Consider the following 20,962-nt stretch of genomic DNA (forward strand, 5'->3'; position numbering starts at 1 on the left):
TTCCACAGTATCGGCTCGAAGCGGTCATTCGCTGCAGCGACGCAAGCGCTGCTATTCTTCTCCCCATCCGGCCACGTGCCCCAACGCTCGCTCTATCCGCGCTCGCATTGTTGCTCCTAGGTCGTCTCCGATCCACCAAGCACACTGCCATCCCCGGCCTCGTCCGGCACGCCGGTAGGCAGCAGATTTAAGGGTCATTTCCCTATAAGAGTCATACATAGGGGTTTGACACTTAAATAACGCGGCTTCGAATGCCTGCTTTGCCTGGTTGCTGCTCGTGAACAGGGTGGTATGAAGTACTGCGGCGTCCCCGGGACTATCCACTGCCAACCCTGCCAGCAGCATCCGCTGGAACAGGTCCGGCTTCACCGCCTCCCACACCGTGATCTCATCGTAGACCAGCGACAACGCGACATCGGCCAGGATGTGCACGTCAAGCGGATCATCCGCTGTTCGGTTCACGCCCCTGCCCCGGCCGACCACCTGGACCAACTCGTCATCGCAAATCGCGCGCCGCAGCAGTTCCGCCCGCTCATCCGTATGCCTGAGAACCGGCATCGACACAGGCTGCCCCGACTGGCTGCGTAGCCCGGCCCGCAGCTTCTCGTAGCTGCCTCTGCCGACGTGATCGAAGCAGGCGCCCACCATCGCCTCCAGATCATTGGTTCCCGGCATAGGGCGCCCGATGACAATCAGCTGCCTTACGTCCTTGAAGGCGTCCAACCCCGCCACCGCGTTGAAGTGTGCCGTTTCTACGCCGGGGATGCCCTGGAAGGCCTGCTCGACCGCCTTGTAGGTTACCACCAGCACCCGCTCGTTCCGGTGGATCGCCGCTTGCCAGCGCACGTAGTCCACGCATTCGCCGAGCCGGTTCTCGCGCCTTTTGGCTTCTTCGGGAGTGAGACCGGGCGCCTGGCAGAGCATCGACTTCCCGAAGCTGCCGACCACCTGGCGCACCCGCATGTGCGGTGCGGCCACCTCGATCTCCTCGACCTGAAGTCCGGGCAGCACCAGGCGCGCCAGGTCTGGCCGCAGGGTCGCGTCGAGATGCAGGACCGGGCGGCCACGCAGGCTCTCGTGCAGCGACCGGACCTGTCTGACCTCGATGCACTGGTCGAAGCCAGTGGCAGCCGTACCAAGACGGATCGCTCCGGACAGCGCCGAGCCTGCCTCCAGGAACCGTGCGACCGCCGTCCAGAGCCCTGCAAGCTGTTCTGCCCGTTCAGTATCGCCTGTGACGTCCATAGCCTTCCGCCGCTCCGCGATGGTCATCCCAGGATGTAAACTGGGTGCGTCAACCCGCGCCCGTTCCAGCCGTGCAGCGTGGCGTGCATCATCCGCGGTCAGCCGACCGGCCAGCAGCGCAGAGCGCTTTAGCGGTCCGGCCCCATTGGCCTTCAGGGCCGTGGTGAGACGCTCGCGATAAGCGACCAGGTCAGCCGTCGCCGCGACCCCGCTTCGCTCGATCCCGCCCCTGCCAAGCCCGGACACCGGCTCCGCGAGAATGGCGTCGATCGTCAGATCGTTCTGCTGCTCGATCGCGCGGGGCCAGCACGCCTCGTCAATCACCAGCAGAGCCACGTCATCCTTTTCAAAGGAGAGGCCCGAGAACAGCGTGTCATAGGGTGCGACCACGACATCAGCTGCAGCAACTTCACGCCGGTTCTGCTGCTTCTCGCAGGCCTCGAACAAACGGCAGCGACCGGCCGCGGAACTGCAGGCGGTTTCGTGCACCGGCAGCCTCGCTGCAATCGCCATTTTCACCATATCGAGGTCGCGGCACATGGGTTCGCCGGAGACCGGGTGCTTGCGCCCGTAGCCTCTGAGAACTGCGGTTGCAGCACCGGCAGCAGTCCATTCTGCCGCGGCTTCCTCTGCCAGGGCGTGGGACGGCACGAAGACGAAGAGCCTGTGAGGCTGCCCGGCCGCTCTCAGGTCTTGCTGGAGCTTCAACAGAACCGTCCTGGACATGTGCGACTTTCCGAGGCCGACCGTCGCGCGGATCCCGAGCGCCGGCACGTCGAACTGGTCGCCGGCATGCCAGTCCCTGACCTGGGCGGCGAAGCTCTCCAGCAGCTCGCGGAGCCGCGTCCTGCCCTCATCCGCATTGAGCGTCGGTAGTTCGTGGTCCGGCTCCGGTGTCGCTGTGTCGCGAGACGGCAGCCGACCCTCGGACAATAGCCGCAGCTTGTCTGTGACCTTGGTCAGGGCGTCGGCGAGACCATAGTCGCGGCCTCCGGCCTTCCTGGGGCGATCCAAGTCAGCGGTCGAGCAGAACCAGTTCCACACCCCTGCCGCGAGGCTGCAGGCGTCCAGCGTGGCCCCCATGGCCAGGGCGTCATGCACGGCATGGAAGGCGATGCTGCTGAGCCAGCTATCCCGGCCATCGGTGACCAGCCCCTGGGCGTTCCGCTCTATCTGACCGGTGCCTCGGTCCTCGGGCCGGCAGGTCCCGCGTCTGATTGAGACCGGTTTCGTCAACCCGCCTCCCAGTTCCGCGAGGAAGCTCCCGGCCGATGCTGCATCGAGTGTGGGCAAGTCACTGAGTGGTACATCGAGCGGCGTCTCGCCCTCGGGCCAGTAATAGGGTTGCCCCGTGCCGGGATGCGTCCCGAAGGCCACAAACTGCTGCCCGGCCCCGAGGAACTCCACCTGGCCTGCCTTCAACTTCCCGAACGGCACCACCGTGCGATAAAGCAACAGGCGCTTCGGCCAGAGCCCGACCCGGATCAGCGTCGCGCCAAACCGGTGCTCGGCCAGGGCCTGCACCTCGTGCGCCCGGTCGGGATCCAGCACGTCGATATCAAGCCCGACCAGGGCGCCGGTCCTCAGGCCCACCGAATGACCGGGAAACTGGCGGGACCAGGTCTCGACGGCGTCACTGTCGACGGGACAGGACGTCCACCGGGAAAGCGCGGGCCGTTTCTCTCGGGGTATGATGGGAAGGGGCTCGTAGCCGTTCTCGAGAAGTGGCGGCGCAAGATCACCGTATCCCGAGATGCCAGCGCCAACGGGGCGGCCGCTGGCCACCCGGTCGGTTGTCTCTCTTGTGTCAGGGCGGCGCGTATCCGGCGCTGCCCCCATGGTTTACGACTGGCCTCCGCGGGACTGTGCGTCCTCGTAGGCGATCACGTCGCTCAGGCGGTATCGCACCGACCCGCCCAGAAGCAGCCAGCGCGGTCCGAAGCCATCCGCTTGCCAGCGTTCGAGCGTGCGGATGCTGATCTTCCAGCGCTTTGCCAGCTCGCGTTTTCGCAGTAGCTGCTCACCGGCTCCCGGATCCTGGGATGAGAAGGGATACGCCATCAACGCGCCCTCCCCTCGCCCACTGCCCGCCGGTAGACCGCGAAGAGCGGCGTGCCGTCCCCGGTCTGCTCGGCGTAGTGGACGTGATAGTCATCGTCCCTGCTGAAGAGGAACTGCAGATCCCAGAGCCGGAACAGCCCCGGGATCTGCTGATAGTCATGCTCGGAGCGATGCCCCATACCGATCTCCTTCGTGCTCGCGCCGCCGATTGGCGGCTCACGATGGGGAAAAGCCGGTCCGGCCCCGGGATTGGGACAGCTCACTGCTCGATCTCCGCAGCAATCTTCACGAGACGGCCCATGGCCCGCTGGTAGCGCTTGCGGGCCGCCTCATGGCTGAGCTCGAGTGCATTCGCGGCTTCCTTCTGGCTGAAGCCGAAAAGGGTGACAGCGATGACCAGGTCGGCGTCCGGTCCGATCAGGATCCGGAGGCGCCGACGCAGGCCGCTCGGTAGCGCATCGGCGCCCGTTTCCGCGTGCTGCTCGGGTTCGAGTGGATCCTCGCAGCGGTCCCGCTCGCGCATCAGCGCCCGTTTCAGGTCACGCTCGACATTGCGGAGAACCGTCGCGGCAATACGGCTAACCCTTCCGAGATCGACGTTGAGAACCTGCTCGGTCAGCCGACCGGTCAACTCGCCTGCAAGTAGGTCTGGATTCCGGCGATAGTACCGCAGCAGTCGACTGCGGATCGCATCGAGCCCGGGCCAGAGCGCCAGGAGAAGGAGCGTAGTCGCTGCCTGCAATGAGGTCTCATGGGCCTGTGCCTGCCGCACCAGCGCCGTGAGAAGCCGGTTCCTGGCCTCCGGGTCGGCCTCGGGCCCGTGAAGAAACCCGAGCACCCCACCCGCGTCGGAGAACCCGGCCAGCGCCGGTTCGACCCGGGTGAGTGCCCTGAACTGAAGATGAAAGGTTGGACGCGCGATCTGGGTGAGGAGGTTCGCGTGGACCTCGTGCCAACGATGGGACAAAGACGCCTGCCTTGCGGCCGGGCGTCAGGCGCCTCATCGTGGCCAGGTCAGGGCGTCGCGCGCCTCTCGGGTTGGGAAAAAAAGGAAAGGCGGGCGGCTCTTCACCGCCCGCGCTTCTAGGGATCAGGTTTCGTTGAGGGTGCCGCAGGCGCGGCAGACCGCGGAGACCGGGCGCGGTGCGCGGTAGCGGTGGCCTCGCGCGAACTGGATCAGGACCACGGCACCAGCCCGGCGGCCCATCAGCTTGCCGCAGCAGGTGCAGCGCCAGTCGAGGTGGCCGGTGTCAGCGTGGTCGAGGTTCGGGGATCTTTGAAATGTCGGCATGTTTCGCCTCCTTGTTTCGGATGGCGACGTATGTGGCAGCCGATTCGTTAGTTCGTCAGACCCCTGAAAGTTAGCTGGTTGTTAGTCGAGTTCAGGCGGCAATCTCCCACGCGCCGTGTCCGGCCGAGCGAATGAAATTCCCCTCGAGCGTCGTCCAGAGCGCCGCGCCGAAGACATTGCGGAACTGCGTGCCCGGGCAGTGCTCTGTTAGCGTGCCGGTCCTGACCGCCTTCACGCCGGATTTGTATGCCTTCACCAGCTTGTCGACAGGGATCAACCTGCTCCTGCCCTTGATCTGGACCGTTCCCTTCCCTGGCACGAACAGCTCGCCGATGTCGCCCCCATCCCAGACCAATTCAACGGCACGACCGCCTTGTGCCAGGACCCTGTTGTTGCGGAAGGCCTGGACGAGCATTTCACGCGACATGGTCTTCATGTCGATGTCCGTACCGATGTGATCGACCAGCGGGGCAAGGACATTTGACGCAAGGCACCTGAAGGGCTCCCGGACCGCACTGAGCACCAACCCTGTGCCCCGATCGCTTCGAGCCCGAGTGAGTTGGTCACTCGCTGCCAGAACTCTGGGGTCCGACAGGCTGCGTGCGAGGTAGACTGGCACCAATCCGTCGTCGACGTGCAATGCTCCAAGGGCATGGAGGTCCGGGGACAGCGACTCGACCAACACCTCGTCCAGTGCATCCGGCAGGACGTCTCGGAGATGCTGCAGGACCCAGCCTTGGTCGACCTTGAAACGCCGGTAGTGCAAGGCATCGCCGCCATCCATTTGCGTTCCGCGCGTCAGCACCTGGAGAGCCCGACTGCCTTCAACGACGATTTGAGCATCCATCTGAACGGCGTTTTCTTCCACGAGGTCGACGTCCTCCCAACCAACGGGCGTCAGGAACCCCGTAGAAGTCAGGATGGTCTCGTCCAGGCCCCGCGTTCCGATCCATGATCCGGAAACTTCAGCCAGACCGGCGTTCCAGAGCTCCAGAAGAACCGGCATGGTCGCATTCGCTTCTGCGGCGGTCAGCCGCCGAAACTCGCGCAGGATTCCCCAGCGCTTGAGTAACCGATGGCCAAGCACGCGCTCGTGCTCCTCCGGCAAACTCTGCAGGCTGCAGGTGTTCTGGTCTGAAATCGTGAAGTCTAGGGTTCTGGGCTCCGCGTCGCCGGACATGGTGTATTCGACAAAAATATCCACGAAACGCATGGCGACCGCATTCCTGAACGCATTGCGCAAGCCCGGAATCCGGTCGATCAGATCGTCCAGGTGGTGCTGCTTGGTGGTCGACAGGCTCAGGCGATTGGCGAGCGAACCGACGCAGATGTCGGCCTTCAGAACCCGCGCAGACTTCACCTGAAAGCCGCTTAACTCTGGGCAATCCAGTTCCAGCCCCTCCAGGAATCGCGACAGGTCATACTCACGAAACCCGAGCGGTTCCTTCGAAAGCTGGCCGTCCAGTAGTGAACACGCGAAACTCTCAGCAACCTCCTCGCGGATAAGCTGCGTGTCGGCACGTATTTCTGCGACGCCAGTAGAGGGCGTGTAAATGACCGTCGCCTCTCCGGGCGGACGGAAATAGATCGTCCGGCGCTCGCCCTCTTCGTTGATCTCCCTGGCGCTGGCCAGCGCGTTCGGGTGATAGATGATGTACATCTCCGCTGCCGGTTCTTCGGGACCGACGGGAATGTCGAAACGTTCGACGCGGCAACCATCGCCCTTGTCCAGCCTGATCTGAATGTCCTCGATGAACGCCGCAATTGCCGCGTCCCTCTGGTCTGGACGCACGTTCCTGGCTTGAACGACCGGGTAGGATTTGTAGTGCTTGGCGTAGGTCCGGTAGAGCCTGCGATGGATCTCGCTCTCGACTGCCTCGAAGATGAGCCGGTGGTTCAGATAGGACCACAAGCTTCGACAGAATTGGTCTTTTGCGCGCCCGAATTCAGCCTGCTCATTTGGCCGCATCCTTGATTTGACCAAGCCTTCCAAGGCGAACTGTCCGCGGGGTTCGATGACCTTGAGAATGCGCGAGGCCTCCCGTTCCAGGGGATCGAGGCGGGTCTTCTTCTCCTGTTGCAGAATCTGATCCAGCGTGCCCGACGCCAGCTCGTCTCCCTGCTCGGGCAGGTATTTCCCCAGCCATTTCTCGCGTTGGAACTCCTCCTGCCTGAGGAACCCGAGGATGTCGCCTGGATGCGCGAATTCAGCCAAACGAAAAAGTCCGGGACAGGTCTTGTAAGGGGCTCTGGCCATTTAATGCTCTCCGTCAGGTGCCAGAGAACAGGTGGGTACTCAGAGCCGTGCCTTAAGGTGGCGCACCGAGCGCGGCCGCGCAATTCGCGAATAAATCACGACGTTCACGCAATTCACACTTTCCGGCTGTCCCAAATGGCGACCTCGATCGGCTTTTCCATCCCAGTGACACCAACAGGGATGCCGCATGAAACGCCCGAACCCTCTCTCCCCGGACAAGCTAACCCCGGCCGAACGCCGCGCCGAACTCTGCCGCTTGCTGGCCCTCGGGTTGGTCCGACTCCAGATGCGCGACCGCGCTCAACTATCTGCCAACGCTGGAGAATTTCCGCTACACAACCCGCCCGACCAGAGCGCTCATGCAACTCCAACGCAAGAGGAGACCGCATGACCACAAACAATCCCATCCCCGCGCGCCTGGCCGCGCTGAAAACCACCCCGACGCCGGAGCTAAAGGCGCAGTGGCGGGACCTCTTCGACAGCGAGCCGCCGCCCTTCAACCGCCGCTACCTGGAAAGCCGCCTCGCCTATCGCATCCAGGAACTGGCCTATGGCGGGCTGAAGCCCGAGACGGTCCGGCGGTTGGAGCGGCTCGGAGAGGAACTGGACGGCGGCGACAGGAAGAAGCGCGGCATTTGTCTCGACCGCGACCGCCCGATCACCGGCACCCGGCTGCTGCGAGAATGGCAAGGGGTCGAGCACGTCGCAACCGTCACCGCCGACGGCTTCGAATGGCAGGGGCGGCCCTACAAATCGCTGTCCGCCATCGCCCGCGCCATCACCGGCACGCGCTGGAACGGCTGGGTCTTCTTTGGGCTCAAGAACCACCGGGGTCGGACATGACCAAGCTGCCTGAAAAGTCGAAGGTCGTCCGCAAGCTGCGCTGCGCGGTCTACACCCGGAAATCCTCCGAGGAAGGGCTAGAGCAGGAATTCAACAGCCTCCATGCCCAGCGGGAGGCCTGCGAGGCGTACATCGCCAGCCAGCGCTCGGAGGGCTGGGTGCTGGTCCGCGACCAGTATGACGACGGCGGCATCTCGGGCGGCACGCTGGAAAGGCCCGGCCTGAAGCGGCTGCTGGAAGACATCGAGGACGGGCTTGTCGATGTGGTCGTTGTCTACAAGATCGACCGCCTCAGCCGCTCACTGGCCGATTTCGCCAAGCTGGTCGAGGTGTTCGACCGCAATGACGTGACCTTCGTCTCGGTGACGCAGTCGTTCAATACCACCACATCAATGGGGCGGCTGACGCTAAACATCCTGCTTTCCTTCGCCCAGTTCGAGCGCGAGGTCACGGCCGAGCGCATTCGCGACAAGGTCGCGGCGAGCCGCAAAAAGGGGATGTGGATGGGCGGGGTTCCGCCCTACGGTTATCGCGTTGAAAGTCGCAAACTGATCATCGACGAGGAGCGCGCAGCCGATGTCCGTTGGGCATTCGAGCGGTTTATCAAAATCGGATCTGGCACCGAACTGGCCCGCGAAACCGCTGCCAAGGGCATACTGACCCCCAAGGGCAACCCGATGGACAAGAAGTTTATCTACCGCATGCTTAACAACCGCGCCTATATCGGCGAGGCGGTCCACAAGGGCGACAGCTATCCCGGCGAGCATGATGCCATCATCGACAGGGATGTCTGGGACAAGGTCCACGCCATCCTGACCGAAAGCCCCCGCAAGCGTGCAGCGCGCACCCGGGCAGACACTCCTGCGCTGCTGAAAGGTCTGCTCTACGGCCCCGACGGGGCGGCCTTTTCGCCGACGCACACGCGCAAGGGCGGCAAGCTTTACCGATACTATGTCAGCCAGACGGTTTTGAAGCACGGTGCAGGATCATGCCCGGTCGGCCGTGTTCCGGCGGGCGAAATTGAAACCGCCGTCATCGACCAACTCCGCGCCGTATTCCGCCAGCCCGAGATCGTGGCTGGGACATGGAAGGCCGCCCGGGCGCGTGTCGGCGATATCACCGAAACCGACGCCCGCGCGGCCCTGCAGCAACTTGACCCGCTGTGGGACGAACTGTTCCCTGCCGAGCAAGCCCGCATCGTAGCGCTGTTGGTCGAGCGCGTCGATCTTGGGGCGGAGGGCCTGAACGTACGGCTGCGCGTGGATGGTCTCGGCGGCCTCGCGCACGAGATGCTGGCCGGCGAAATTGGAGAAGCCGCATGACACGCGGTGCGCCGTTTCCTGACACGGTGACAGTGCACGTTCCCTTCCGTATCGTGAAGCGGGGCGGCCGGAAGGAGATGCTTGTGCCTACCGCTCGGACTGTCCAACGGCACGCAGATGCGACGTTTGTAAAGGCATTGGCTCGGGCTTTCCGATGGAAGCAACTGCTCGATACTGGGCAATTTTCGACAATCGCAGACCTCGCGGAACGGGAGAAGATCTCTACAACGTACCTTGCTCGCATCCTCCGTCTGACACTTTTGGCTCCTGACCTCGTGGAGAAATCGCTCGAGGGGTACTTCGGGACAGACCTTCAAAAGGCAGCTCTCCAAGCGGACTTCCCCTCCGAATGGGAAGCGCAGAGATCGCTGTCTCTAGCATACGAATCAGCGCGTTAACGTCTATCCTCCACAGAACATCTTGGCTAAAGTAGCTCCAAATTGAGAAGGAGCTACTTCATGCAAAGCATGTCGGCGCGTGACGCGAAGAACGCCTTCGGACGCTTGATTGATATGGCAAGGGCGGAGCCAGTGGCCGTTGAGAAGTATGGCCGCCCCGTTGTCGTCGTGATGGCGGTTGAAGAGTTTGAGCGGCTGACGGCAAGGGCAAAGAAACAAGTGGCTGCTGCGGCGTCAAGTCGACGCTCAGGGCCCGAAGACTGATCAAAAAGAAAAATAGACCGGACGAACCGGCGGAGGACTGAACGATATGGCAAGCCACTCGGACCTGGCAAACTTGATCTGGCAGATCGCTGACCTCCTGCGTGGGCCCTATCGCCCGCCGCAATATGAGCGCGTCATGCTGCCTCTGGTAGTTCTGCGTCGCTTCGATTGCGTGCTGGCCGACACCAAGGACCAGGTTCTCGCAGAGTATTCTCGCCGCAGGGGTGGCAAGCTGGAGGACGACGCTCTTGACCGCATTCTCAATCGAGCCGCTGGTCACCGGTTCCACAACCGTTCGCCGTTGGATTTCCAGAAGCTGAAAGGTGACCCCGACAACATCCACAGCCACTTGACGAGCTACATTAACGGATTCTCAGCCAATGTTCGCCGCATCTTCGAGTATTTCGAGTTCGGAAACGAAATCGAACGGATGCATGACGCGGACATCCTTTACTTGGTCGTTAAGGAATTCTGCGATGTCGATCTGCACCCGGACAAGGTGCCGAACGAGCAGATGGGGCTCGTTTTCGAGAACCTGATCCGGCGCTTCAACGAACTGGCCAACGAGACTGCCGGTGACCACTTCACCCCTCGTGAAGTCATTCACCTCATGGTCGATCTACTTTTCATCGGCGACGACAACCTCCTGACCAAGGAGGGCTACGCGGTCAGAATGCTCGACCCGGCGTGTGGCACCGGCGGGATGTTGGCCGAAGCCCAAGCATACATGCGCCGACACAACACAGCGGCAAAACTTTACGTCTACGGCCAGGATTACAACAAGCGTGCCTTTGCGACGGCCGCCTCCGACATGCTTATGAAACAGGTCGATCACAACGGCGGTGGCGAGAACGTCCGTTTTGGCGACAGCTTCACTGATGACAAGTTCGAAGATCAGACCTTCGACTACTTTATCGCCAACCCGCCCTTCGGCGTGGACTGGAAGAAGCAGAAGAAAGAGATCGTCCAGCGGCACGAGAAGGCACCGGAGGACAGCCCATGGAGCGCAGGCCTGCCGCGTGTCAACGATGGCTCGCTGCTGTTCCTGCAGCATATGATCTCCAAGTTCGAGGACGTCGATACCGAGGCCCAGAAGTACGGCTCGCGCGCGGCCATCGTGTTCTCGGGCTCGCCGCTGTTCACCGGGGGTGCTGGCGGCGGCGAAAGCAATATCCGAAAGTGGATCATCGAGCGCGACATGCTCGAGGCCATCGTCGCCCTTCCAGAGCAGATGTTCTACAACACCGGGATCGGCACCTACATCTGGATCGTGACGAACAACAAGCCTGCGGAGCGCAAGGCCAAGATCCAGCTCGTCGATGCCCGCGACATCTGGCTTCCGATGCGTCGCAGTCAGGGCGACAAACGCCGCAAGATCGGCGCTGGCAAGGCGCCCGAAGGGGATGCTCGCCCGGACGAACCCGATCAGATCGCCGAGATCGTAAGACTCTACGGAGGCTACACCCAGAACGCCAAGTCCAAGATCTTCGACAATGCCGACTTCGGCTATACCCGCGTCACCGTCGAGCGCCCACTGCGGCTATGCTACCGGATGACGGTCGAGGACAAGGCCCGCTTCCTCGACGCGGCACCGCATCTGCTCGATGACATTCAGGCGATCGACAAGGCGCTGGGACGCGAACCAGAGCTCGACTGGAACACGGTTTGGGGCAGCATCGACAAGCTGCTGAAGAAGCGGGAGTCCCGCTGGCGCGCGCCCGAAGTCAAGCTGTTTCGCAATGTGTTCACGAAGAAGGACGCTGAGGCCGAGCGGGTGAAGGCTGGCAAGGGCTTCGAGGCAGACCCCGACCTGCGCGACTTCGAGAACATCCCTCTGAAGAAGGATATCGACGCCTACTTGGCGCATGAGGTTCTGCCGCATGTGCCGGATGCCTGGATGGACCGGAGCAAGGACAAGGTCGGCTACGAGATCAACTTCAACCGCCACTTCTATCAATTCACGCCGCCCCGCAAGCTGACCGAGATCGACGCGGACCTGAAGAAGGCGGAGGACGAGATCCTGCGGCTGTTGCAGGAGGTAACGGAGTGACCGAAGCCTATCCAAGACTTCGCCTAAAGTATGCCGTCGAATTGCGGCGCAACCGAACGGAAGGCGGCGAGAGCGAGCTGCCATATGTCGGCCTTGAAAATATCGAGAGCGGCACAGGAAGACTTATCACTTCTGCCAGCGGGCAAGAAAATGATGATCCGTCCACGGCTGTTGGTGGCGAGTCGCTTTCCTCAGTTTTTCAAGCGGGCGACATTCTTTTTGGCAAGCTGAGGCCATACTTGGCGAAGGCGTGGGTTGCCGACTTTGATGGAAGATGTTCGACGGAGTTGCTTCCCCTAAGGCCTGAGCGGCTCAATTCCCGGTTCGGTCTTTACGTCATGCTTTCTCGCGAATTCATTGACGCTGTTGATGCGTCGACCTTCGGCTCAAAGATGCCCCGTGCTGATTGGGCGTTCATTGGAAATGTGCCGATACCATGTCCCACTCAGCCGACGCAGGAGGGCATTGCGGACTTCCTCGACCGAGAAACTGCCGACATCGACGCACTCATCGCTGCAAAGCAGCGGTTGCTTGATTTGATGGCCGAGAAGCGGCGTTCCATCGTGGCCGAGGCCGTTTTGCGCGGCCTCGATCCTTCCGCACGGCTGCGCCCATCAGGCATCGACTGGCTCGGCGATATCCCTGCGCATTGGGAGGTGGAGCGCTCCCGCTGGCTTTTCAGCGAACGCGACCAGAGATCCCAGACCGGCGAAGAGGAAATGCTGACGGTCTCGCACCTGACCGGCGTCACCCCCCGGTCCGAGAAGGACGTGAACATGTTCGAGGCAGAAAGCACGGCTGGCTACAAACTGTGCTTTGTCGGGGACCTAGCCATCAACACCCTCTGGGCCTGGATGGGCGCCATGGGCACCGCCCGCGTCGATGGCATCGTCAGCCCCGCCTACAATGTCTACACCCCAGGCCCGTGCCTGCTGCCCGATTACGTCGATGCTCTGGTCCGCATCCCCGTCTTCGCGCAGGAAGTAACCCGCTACTCCAAGGGCGTCTGGTCCTCCCGCCTGCGGCTCTATCCCGAGGGCTTCTTCGAAACCTGGTGGCCCGTGCCGCCGCTGGATGAACAGCAGCAGATCGTCGATCACATTAGCGCCGAGACCGCCAAGATCGACCGCCTGCGCACCGCGACGGAGAAGTCCATCGCATTGCTTAAAGAGCGCCGCGCAGCCCTGATCGCAGCGGCCGTGACTGGCCAGCTCGTAATTCCGGAGGCGGCATGAAGATCAAACAGCTCAGCATTGCGGGGCTTCGCGGCTTCGAACAGGCGACGTTTGAATTCGATCCGCGCTTCACGTTGCTGGTGGGTATCAACGGTGTCGGCAAGAGCAGCGTCCTCGAGGCTCTGCGGGTTTCCTTGTCGCGAGTCTTGCCGAAGTTTACAGTTAGTCGTTCGGCGCCTCTTGCATTCGCCTCTGAGGATATCCGGCTGGGAAGCGCCTCGCTGACCGTCGATGTGGATTTCGACTTCCCTGAAGGGGAACGGCACTTTCTGCTACACAAGCCAAGGGAACAGTTCGTTCCAGACGAGGAAGGCTCTGTTCGACAGGCGACGTTCGACACCCCTGAGAGGGAAGAACTTTCGCCCTCACAATGGCCCAAAGCGGATCCATCCGGCAATCAGCCGATCGCGATCTACTTCGGAACTCGTCGGTCGCACCCCACAGACGAGCAAATCAAGGTCGGGCGGAGCCGCGGCGGGCAGGCTGCGGCATTTGCCGATGCGCTGTCCGATGTCCGGCCGCTCCACCTTCGGGACATGGCCTCTTGGATGCTGGCACAGGAGGCGCTGGCAGAAGAATTGCCGCGTGCGGGCTCGCACCTTGAGGCACTGAAATCAGCAGCCGCTAGCTTTCTTCCTACCTGCACGGGACTGCGGGCGGCCAATGGTGCAGACAAGCCACGCCTGCTGATCTCGAAAGACGGTATCGAGCTCGACGTGCGATATCTGTCTGAAGGTGAGCGCGGAGTGCTGGCACTCGCACTCGACCTGGCCCGCCGGCTGTCTCAAGCCAATCCAGCGTTGGATGATCCGGTCAAGGACGGTGTTGGGATCGTCCTCATTGACGAAATCGACATGCACATGCATCCGCTTTGGCAGCGGCAGATCGTGCCTCTTCTCACCGAGACGTTCCGAAAGTGCCAGTTCATCGCCACCACCCATTCTCCTCAAGTGATTGGCGAAGTTCCCCACGACAGAATCCAGATGATCAAAGATGGCAAAGTCTACTCGCCGGAGCGCTCATTTGGCGTCGATTCAAGTCGAGTCCTCGAAGAGGTGATGGACACCAAGTCACGTAACGCAAGCGTAGAGGACACGATTGCGAAAATTGCAAAGCTCATCGGTAGTGGCAAGGCAGAGGAAGCCAGGGCTGCAATCAAGACTCTGTCTGAAGCAATTGGAGAAGACGACCCAGAGATTACGCGCGCCATAACCCTTCTCGATTTTATGGAGGGAGACGAGTGAGGATGATCACCAAGGGCGCCGAACCAAAGAGCCTGACACAGCACCGAGCGCAGCCCCACAGCAACTACGACAATTATACTCAGAAGGGAGAGCTGCGTGCTGCGCTTGTAAGTGAGCAGAAGGGCCTATGCTGTTACTGCACCGGGCGTATCCGAGCCGAACGGACAGCGATGAAGATTGAGCATTGGAAGTGCCAGGCGGACCATAGCGACCTGCAGCTAGTGTACGGGAATTTGCTTGGCGCGTGCCTTGGTGGCAATGGAAAGTCTCCAAACGAGCAGCACTGCGACACAAGGAAAGGCGACCGTGATATAAAGTGGAATCCAGCAGACACGGCACATGCCATTGAAACTAGGTTAGAATATCTCGTGGACGGAACAGTAAAAAGTTCTGATGACGAATTCGATCCAGAGCTAAATGACATTTTGGGTTTAAATTTAAGCTACCTGAAGAACAGCCGAAAGGCGGTCTTGGATTCGGTATTGCAGTGGTGGCGTTCCACGCCGAAAGCTCGACAGAAGGTTCAACAACAGATCGATCACCGCATAAATGCGGCAGAGTATCAGCCGTTTAGTCCAGTTGCGATCTGGTTCCTTCGACAGAAAGCGGGAGGCAAGGCGTCATGAACCACGCTCGACATTCAGAAGGTGCCTTCGAGACCGTCATCGAGGCGACCTTGCTTGAGAACGGCTACGTTTCTCAGCCGGCGGCAGAGCTTGACCGAGACCGGGCGATCTTTCCGGAGACCGTACTTGAATTCATTCGCGCCACCCAGCCGAAGGAATGGAAGGCTCTGGAAGCGCTGCACGGGGACAAGACGGGAGCGCAGATCCTCACCGACCTGACGAAGTGGATGGATAGGGAGGGCTCGCTCGCCACCTTGCGCCATGGCTTCAAGTGTTATGGCAAGACTCTCCGCGTGGCCTTCTTCAAGGCGGCGCATGGACTCAACCCTGAACTTGAGGCGCGCTATGCCGCCAACCGCGTGAGCATCACTCGGCAGCTGCACTTCTCGAAAGTCTCAGAGAAATCGCTGGATGTGGCGCTGAGTATCAACGGCATTCCAATCGCCTCGGTTGAACTCAAGAATCCGATGACAGGACAGACCGTTGAGAATGCCTTGCGCCAGTACCGCAATGATCGCGACCCACGTGAACCGATCTTTGAGTTCAAGCGACGTATGCTCGTCCACTTCGCCGCAGACACCGACACGGTGTTCATGACAACACGATTGGCTGGTCCAGCCACCCACTTCTTGCCCTTCAACAAAGGATGCGAAGGCGGCGCGGGCAATCCGACCGACATAAAGGGTCGCAGCTATCGCACTGCCTATCTCTGGGAAGAGGTCCTTCAAAGGGACAGCCTGCTCGATTTGTTGGCACGGTTCATCCACATGCAAATCGAGGACAAGCGCGACGACGAAGGAAGGAGGGTCAAGAAGGAGACGATGATCTTTCCGCGCTACCATCAGCTAGAAGCGGTTCGGTCTCTGGTGGATCAGGCGCGGCGCGAAGCTGTTGGCCACAACTATCTGGTCGAGCACTCGGCCGGCAGCGGCAAGAGCAACACTATAGGCTGGCTGACGCACCGGCTGGCGTCCCTGCATGACCATAAGAACAATCGCGTCTTTGACAGCGTAATTGTGATCACTGATCGTGTAGTGCTGGACAAGCAGCTTCAAGACACGATCTACCAATTCGAACACAAGCACGGCGTGGTGCAAAAGATCGATGAAAACTCGCGCCAGCTGGCGGAGGCGCTTGAAAGTGCGGTCCCGATCATCATCACCACATTGCAGAAATTTCCCTTCGTCTCGCGCCAGCTCGCAAAAATGGCGGAGGAGCGAGGCGAGCCAGAGGTGGGCGTCCTCAAATCCCGCCACTGTGCTGTGATCATCGATGAGGCGCACAGCTCGCAAGGCGGCGAGACGGCGACTGATCTCAAGGAGGTTCTTGGCGGTCAAGGTCTTCGCGAAGCGGCAGCGAGGAATATGGCCGAGAACGAAGACGAGGACATGATCGAGCTCTACCGATCAATGGCGAAACGCGGCCGGCAAGCGAACCTCAGCTTCTTCGCGTTTACCGCTACACCCAAGCACAAGACGCTCAAAGTGTTTGGACGAGACGGTACACCTGCGCATAGATACTCGATGCGCCAAGCCATCGAAGAGGGCTTCATCCTCGACGTTCTGAAACACTACACGACCTATGCTACTTATTTTCGTCTCTTGAAGGCCAGTGAGGATGATCCGAACGTTGAGCGGAAAAAAGCTGCACGTGCACTTGCACGGTTCCTGAAGCTCCATCCCCACAACATCGCACAGAAGACCGAAGTGATGATCGAGCATTTCAACGCCGCCACCCAACACAAGATTGGAGGGCGCGCTAAGGCCATGGTGGTGACTGGATCCCGACTTGAAGCAGTCCGCTACAAACAGAGCTTTGACCGCTACATCAAGGAGAAGGGCTACGCCATCAAGTCTCTTGTGGCCTTTTCAGGTGTCGTTTCGGACGACAAGGTGGAGGATCTTACATACACTGAGGAAGGCATGAATCTCGGCATCCGGGAAAAGGAATTGCCGGAAGTGTTCGCCACCCAAGAATACCAGGTCCTACTCGTCGCCGAGAAATACCAAACGGGCTTCGACCAACCCTTGCTCCATACGATGTATGTCGACCGGCGGCTTGCTGGGATCCAGGCCGTTCAAACTCTTTCGCGCCTGAATCGCATACACCCGCTAAAAGAAGACACGTTTGTCCTCGATTTTGTCAACGATCGGGATGAAATCCGAGAGGCGTTCAAGACCTACTTTGAAGGGGCGGAAATCGGTGAAGACGTCGACCCTGCTCGAATGTACGAGATCAAGAGCGAACTTGATGCCGAGGGCGTCTATGTGTCTGCAGATGTTGAGAGTTTCAGCGCCGTCTATTTCAAGCCGCGCCAGCGCCAGAGCCCGAACGATCATCAGTTGATGAACGCGGCGCTCGATGTTTCTGTCGCGCGCTTCCAGGAACTTCAACAAGAGAAACCGGACGAGGCCGAGCTATGGCGCGGCAAGTTGCTCGCTTTCTGCAGCCTCTATGGCTTCCTCAGTCAGATCATTCCTTATCAGGATACGGATCTCGAGCGCCTGTATGTATTTCTACGACACCTCGCGACAAAGCTGCCGAAACGCGGCGCTGGACCTTCCTACCAGTTCGATGACGAGGTGCGGCTTGAATACTATCGTCTTCAGAAAATTAGCGAAGGCTCAATCAGCCTTAACGACGGACAGTCTAATCGGCTCGATGGCCCTTCGGAGGTTGGTAGTGGCGTGCTGCGTGAAGAGGCCGTTCCGCTGTCGCGCCTGATCGACGTCGTAAATGATCGATTTGGGACAGACTTCAACCAGGCGGACCAACTATTCTTCGATCAAATAATAGAGGCAGCGATCTCTGACAATGCGCTTCGCCAGGCAGCCATGGTGAACCCTGGCGACAAGTTTGAGCTCGTTTTCAAGAACCTTTTGGAGGCGCTATTTGTCGAGCGGATGGATCAGAACGAGGAGATTTTTGCGCGATTCATGAACGATATATCGTTTCAAAAAGTTGTGACGGGTTGGCTTTCATCTGAAGCCTATCGCAAGCTCAACAGCTCGGCAGAAGATCAAGCTGAGGGAAAGTGACGCGCGACGCCACCTCATCATCCACAGCGGGAGTCGCTAAATTTGAAGCCTCGTTCGATCAACATTTTCCTGCTTGATGGCGACCCAAACGGAATCCGTGTCGCACAGATATCTATGTCTACAATTCAGGCAATCGCTTTCCGAAGGAATCAACTTCGACGCGTCAGGGAGGCCTTCCCAGAGATTGAGCGGCCAGGAGTGTACCTTCTTATCGGCACAGACGAGAATGAACCCGACCGGCTGATTGCCTATATAGGGGAATCAGAAGGTATAGGCGCGCGATTATACACTCATAATTCGAATGATGCGGGACGAGATCCGAAGGGCTTTTGGACTGACACCGTGGTGCTCATCAGCAAGGATGAGAACCTGACGAAGAGCCACGCGCGATACGTGGAGGCCTGCCTCATCCGGGCGGTGGGAAGGAATCCGCGATGGCTTGTACCGAATAGCAAGCGGCCTTCAGAAGATGCCGGTAAACTTCCGCTGCCAGACCGGGCGGCCATGCAGGAGTTCGTCGACCAGACGAAGACGCTTGTGGGCGCGCTCGGGTGGGACTTGTTCCGTGACATGCGCGGTAGACCGGCTGAGCCAACAGAGCAGTTGGACGCGGCCGGAGTAGACGTTAGCCCAGTCTTTTTTTTCAGGGGGGAAGGCTTCAATGCGGAAATGACGATCGCGCAGTCAGGCGACTACGTGGTCAAGGAGGGTTCGAAGGCCCGCTCGCGCACTACGCCGACCATTCCGAAGGGAACCCTTGCTCTGAGAGATACCCTTCTGAAATCAGGCGTTCTTCGAGAGGATGCTGGGTCCCTGATATTCGCCAGTAACTATAGCTTCACGTCGGCATCTGCTGCGGCGGCAACCGTAATCGGAGCCAGTGCGAATGGACGCATCCTTTGGAAGCTTGCAGATGGCCGATGCTATGCGGATTGGGAAGCTGAAGGCGCTTTGTCACAAGGGGATGTACGCGGCGGGTAACGGTGCAGGGTTAGACGTCGGTCGCTTTCTCTATTCAGACGGAACAAGAACTCCGACTACGTGAGCGCCAAAGATATATTTCTAAAAAACAAATGCTTACGCCATTGAACCGAAATGGACCTAGTTGAAAGGTCCGGAGAATATTGACCCTAAGAGACCGCTTCCGAGCCTCCTCGAGCCAAGGCCAGTGCTCAGCCCATCCCGTATAACCCTTGAATATAACGGAACAATCCGGCCGCAGCCGGATCGGGAGAACGCTTTCGCTGGGGCAAGTGGCGGAGAGACAGGGATTCGAACCCTGGAGACGGTTTCCCGCCTACACACTTTCCAGGCGTGCGCCTTCGACCACTCGGCCACCTCTCCGGTCCGCGCCTCTTAGCGCATCTGCGGCGCGGCGTGCAAGAGGCTTTGGCTCAGGAAATGCGCGGGGCTTCAGAGGCACACGCGTGCGGGCTGGTGCGCTTGCCGGGCACCATGCGTCGCTGCGGTGTTTGCCGCGCTCAGGGGTGCTCGTGCAGCACCCGCCCGAAGACCCGATATTCAAACTCGGCGCCAATGTCTGCCGGGCCGGAGCGCCCGTGGAAGCTGCCGTTGTTCTTGAGGTCGGCCCAATGCACCATTTCGTGCAGCGCGGTGTGTTCGATCAGGGCAGAGAGATGCAGGGTTTCGCGATGCATCGGTGAAAGCGCCTCCAATTTTTCGCAGAGGTCTGTTGCAATCCACACCCGATCCGGCTCATCGCGGTTGGTCTCGCCATAAGCCACCATGGGTTTGCAATCGATGATCGGCAGCGTGCCATCGCGGAAACAGGCCTTGGCGCGGATTTCATCCAGCTCGGAGAGTTCGCAAAACACCTCAATCACCTTTTGCCGCTGCCCTTGCCGCGGAATGGCGTATGTAAGTTGTCTGGCGACGCGCTGGAACTTCGCCATGATCTTCGGCCCGATTCTCATAGCAATCTGCCTCTCTCGACTCTGACGCGGTGGCGCGACCAGAGTAGCACAGATGCGGCTCCCCCATGGCGTGCGCAGGCTGCTGGCCCCCGGCTGGGCTGTTTCCTGCCGCCGGAGCAGTAGCAGCGAGGACGGGCGAGCGCGTCAGCCTTCTGATGTTTCCACATCCACAATCTGGCCCTCTCCATTCACCTCGGCGCTGCCCGAGAGGTCAGCGGGCGGATACGCAAAGTCGAGCCGCAGGTGCCCGCCGTCGCGTGGAATAACGCGGGTGATGTGAAATGCCTCTTCGGCGATTTCGGCATCTACCGGACCGGTCACAACCAAATCGGTGCCCCCTGCCCTGCCATGGCCGGACACAGCGCCTGCTTCGGCGGTGACCGCCACGCGAAGGCGTTTGAGCCCGGCAATGTGTCGCGAAATGTCGGGATGGGCGAGCAGGTGCTCGATCATGGCAAGGCTGGGTTCGATCGGCTGGTTTGTCATCGGGAGCGTCCTCTTTGCAGACAAACGCAGCCCGCTCTCCCTGCGTTCCCCCCGTGCCGACAGACAAACACGTTGCACGTGCCGTCCATCCAACCGACGGGCCTGAAGCCTTGGACGGGGGTGCCTGCTGGCCTGCCTGCTACTTAACGGCCCGCGGAAACCGGCGACGAAACTCACGCTCCGTGCGTTCGGCCCAAGCCCTGTAGAAGAACAGGTAGTAGCCGCAGGCTTCCTTTTCGAACTCCTCGCCCTCTTCCGGGGCCTGATCGACGCCATCCTGCTCGTCGCCCCAATGCACCATTTCGTGCATCGTCTTTATCAGCATGTATTTCCGCAGCAGCACGTCATTGCGGTTTTCTTCGCAGAACTCGTACCAGGCCAGCAATTCGGTGGAGAGAAAGATGGTGTCCTTTAGCTTGGGCGAGCCTGCCCCGTAATATTTGCCGTGTGCCTCCTTCAGGAACGCAGGCCGGATTGTGGGAGGCGCGCCGATGCGCAGGGTTTTCTTGGCCAGCTCATCGCTCATTTCCCCGTGCTTCTTAAAAGCCTCAAACGCCTTCTGGTCATAGACCATTGTGGGCAGATCGCCTTGTAGAAAGGTGGTGCAGCGCGGGTAGTCCTTTTTCATGTTGTAGCCGAATTCCATGAAGAACTCCTTGGGTCTGAAA

At 60.3% G+C, this 20,962-nt stretch carries 18 protein-coding genes and 1 tRNA gene; 9 read left to right on the top strand and 10 right to left on the bottom strand.

The features are described from left to right. Positions 1-51 precede the first annotated feature (51 nt). The 6 genes from FHY55_RS12910 to FHY55_RS12935 form a co-directional block, all read right to left on the bottom strand. A complete protein-coding gene (locus FHY55_RS12910; protein ID WP_140014587.1) occupies positions 52-3,084 on the bottom strand; it encodes a bifunctional DNA primase/polymerase in 3,033 nt (1,010 codons plus the stop codon). A 3-nt stretch (positions 3,085-3,087) separates the two neighbouring features. Continuing rightward, the gene (locus FHY55_RS12915; RefSeq protein WP_140014588.1) at positions 3,088-3,306 is read right to left on the bottom strand and encodes an AlpA family transcriptional regulator; all 219 of its coding nucleotides are present in this window, start codon (positions 3,304-3,306) and stop codon (positions 3,088-3,090) included. After that, positions 3,306-3,485: a hypothetical protein gene (locus tag FHY55_RS12920; RefSeq protein WP_140014589.1), complete on the bottom strand. Its 180-nt coding sequence runs from the start codon at positions 3,483-3,485 to the stop codon at positions 3,306-3,308. The genes FHY55_RS12915 and FHY55_RS12920 overlap by 1 nt, the downstream gene beginning before the upstream one ends. An 80-nt stretch (positions 3,486-3,565) precedes the next feature. Beyond that, entirely contained in the window at positions 3,566-4,273 is a 708-nt protein-coding gene (locus tag FHY55_RS12925) for a sigma-70 family RNA polymerase sigma factor (protein WP_140014590.1), read from the bottom strand. 123 nt (positions 4,274-4,396) lie between these two features. Next, positions 4,397-4,597 (bottom strand): hypothetical protein, encoded by a 201-nt coding sequence (locus tag FHY55_RS12930; RefSeq protein WP_140014591.1) that lies wholly within the window; start codon positions 4,595-4,597, stop codon positions 4,397-4,399. Positions 4,598-4,688: 91 nt separating this feature from the next. Continuing rightward, positions 4,689-6,854: a hypothetical protein gene (locus FHY55_RS12935; protein WP_140014592.1), complete on the bottom strand. Its 2,166-nt coding sequence runs from the start codon at positions 6,852-6,854 to the stop codon at positions 4,689-4,691. Positions 6,855-7,241: 387 nt separating this feature from the next. Here FHY55_RS12935 and FHY55_RS12945 point away from each other — a divergent pair, with 387 nt between their 5' ends. From FHY55_RS12945 to FHY55_RS12990, 9 genes are all read left to right on the top strand, one after another. Continuing rightward, positions 7,242-7,697: a DUF2924 domain-containing protein gene (locus FHY55_RS12945; RefSeq protein WP_140014594.1), complete on the top strand. Its 456-nt coding sequence runs from the start codon at positions 7,242-7,244 to the stop codon at positions 7,695-7,697. Continuing rightward, on the top strand, positions 7,694-9,019 hold the full coding sequence (locus tag FHY55_RS12950; protein WP_140014595.1) for a recombinase family protein: 1,326 nt from the start codon (positions 7,694-7,696) through the stop codon (positions 9,017-9,019). The genes FHY55_RS12945 and FHY55_RS12950 overlap by 4 nt, the downstream gene beginning before the upstream one ends. A gap of 458 nt (positions 9,020-9,477) precedes the next feature. Further along, positions 9,478-9,681, top strand: coding sequence for a type II toxin-antitoxin system Phd/YefM family antitoxin (locus tag FHY55_RS12960; RefSeq protein ID WP_140014597.1), 204 nt, complete (start codon positions 9,478-9,480; stop codon positions 9,679-9,681). A 73-nt stretch (positions 9,682-9,754) separates the two neighbouring features. Continuing rightward, on the top strand, positions 9,755-11,731 hold the full coding sequence (locus tag FHY55_RS12965) for a class I SAM-dependent DNA methyltransferase (RefSeq protein ID WP_254695302.1): 1,977 nt from the start codon (positions 9,755-9,757) through the stop codon (positions 11,729-11,731). Further along, a complete protein-coding gene (locus tag FHY55_RS12970; RefSeq protein WP_254695303.1) occupies positions 11,728-12,966 on the top strand; it encodes a restriction endonuclease subunit S in 1,239 nt (412 codons plus the stop codon). The genes FHY55_RS12965 and FHY55_RS12970 overlap by 4 nt, the downstream gene beginning before the upstream one ends. Next, positions 12,963-14,210, top strand: coding sequence for an AAA family ATPase (locus FHY55_RS12975; protein WP_140014599.1), 1,248 nt, complete (start codon positions 12,963-12,965; stop codon positions 14,208-14,210). Before FHY55_RS12970 ends, FHY55_RS12975 begins: the two co-directional genes overlap by 4 nt. Positions 14,211-14,212: 2 nt before the next feature. Beyond that, on the top strand, positions 14,213-14,836 hold the full coding sequence (locus FHY55_RS12980; RefSeq protein ID WP_140014600.1) for a retron system putative HNH endonuclease: 624 nt from the start codon (positions 14,213-14,215) through the stop codon (positions 14,834-14,836). Further along, a complete protein-coding gene (locus tag FHY55_RS12985; RefSeq protein ID WP_140014601.1) occupies positions 14,833-17,874 on the top strand; it encodes a type I restriction endonuclease subunit R in 3,042 nt (1,013 codons plus the stop codon). Before FHY55_RS12980 ends, FHY55_RS12985 begins: the two co-directional genes overlap by 4 nt. A 198-nt stretch (positions 17,875-18,072) precedes the next feature. Then, positions 18,073-18,855, top strand: coding sequence for a GIY-YIG nuclease family protein (locus tag FHY55_RS12990; protein ID WP_254695304.1), 783 nt, complete (start codon positions 18,073-18,075; stop codon positions 18,853-18,855). A 273-nt stretch (positions 18,856-19,128) separates the two neighbouring features. Here the strand turns inward: FHY55_RS12990 and FHY55_RS12995 are convergent. The 4 genes from FHY55_RS12995 to FHY55_RS13010 form a co-directional block, all read right to left on the bottom strand. After that, a tRNA-Ser gene (locus FHY55_RS12995) sits at positions 19,129-19,218 on the bottom strand. 137 nt (positions 19,219-19,355) lie between these two features. Further along, positions 19,356-19,787, bottom strand: a complete 432-nt coding sequence (locus FHY55_RS13000; protein ID WP_168223003.1) for a hypothetical protein — start codon at positions 19,785-19,787, stop codon at positions 19,356-19,358. A 165-nt stretch (positions 19,788-19,952) separates the two neighbouring features. After that, positions 19,953-20,294, bottom strand: coding sequence for a hypothetical protein (locus FHY55_RS13005; protein ID WP_140014604.1), 342 nt, complete (start codon positions 20,292-20,294; stop codon positions 19,953-19,955). A gap of 139 nt (positions 20,295-20,433) precedes the next feature. Then, a complete protein-coding gene (locus FHY55_RS13010) occupies positions 20,434-20,940 on the bottom strand; it encodes a hypothetical protein (RefSeq protein WP_140014605.1) in 507 nt (168 codons plus the stop codon). Positions 20,941-20,962: the final 22 nt, after the last annotated feature.

The organism is Oceanicola sp. D3, from assembly GCF_006351965.1.
Taxonomy (GTDB): Bacteria; Pseudomonadota; Alphaproteobacteria; order Rhodobacterales; family Rhodobacteraceae; genus Vannielia.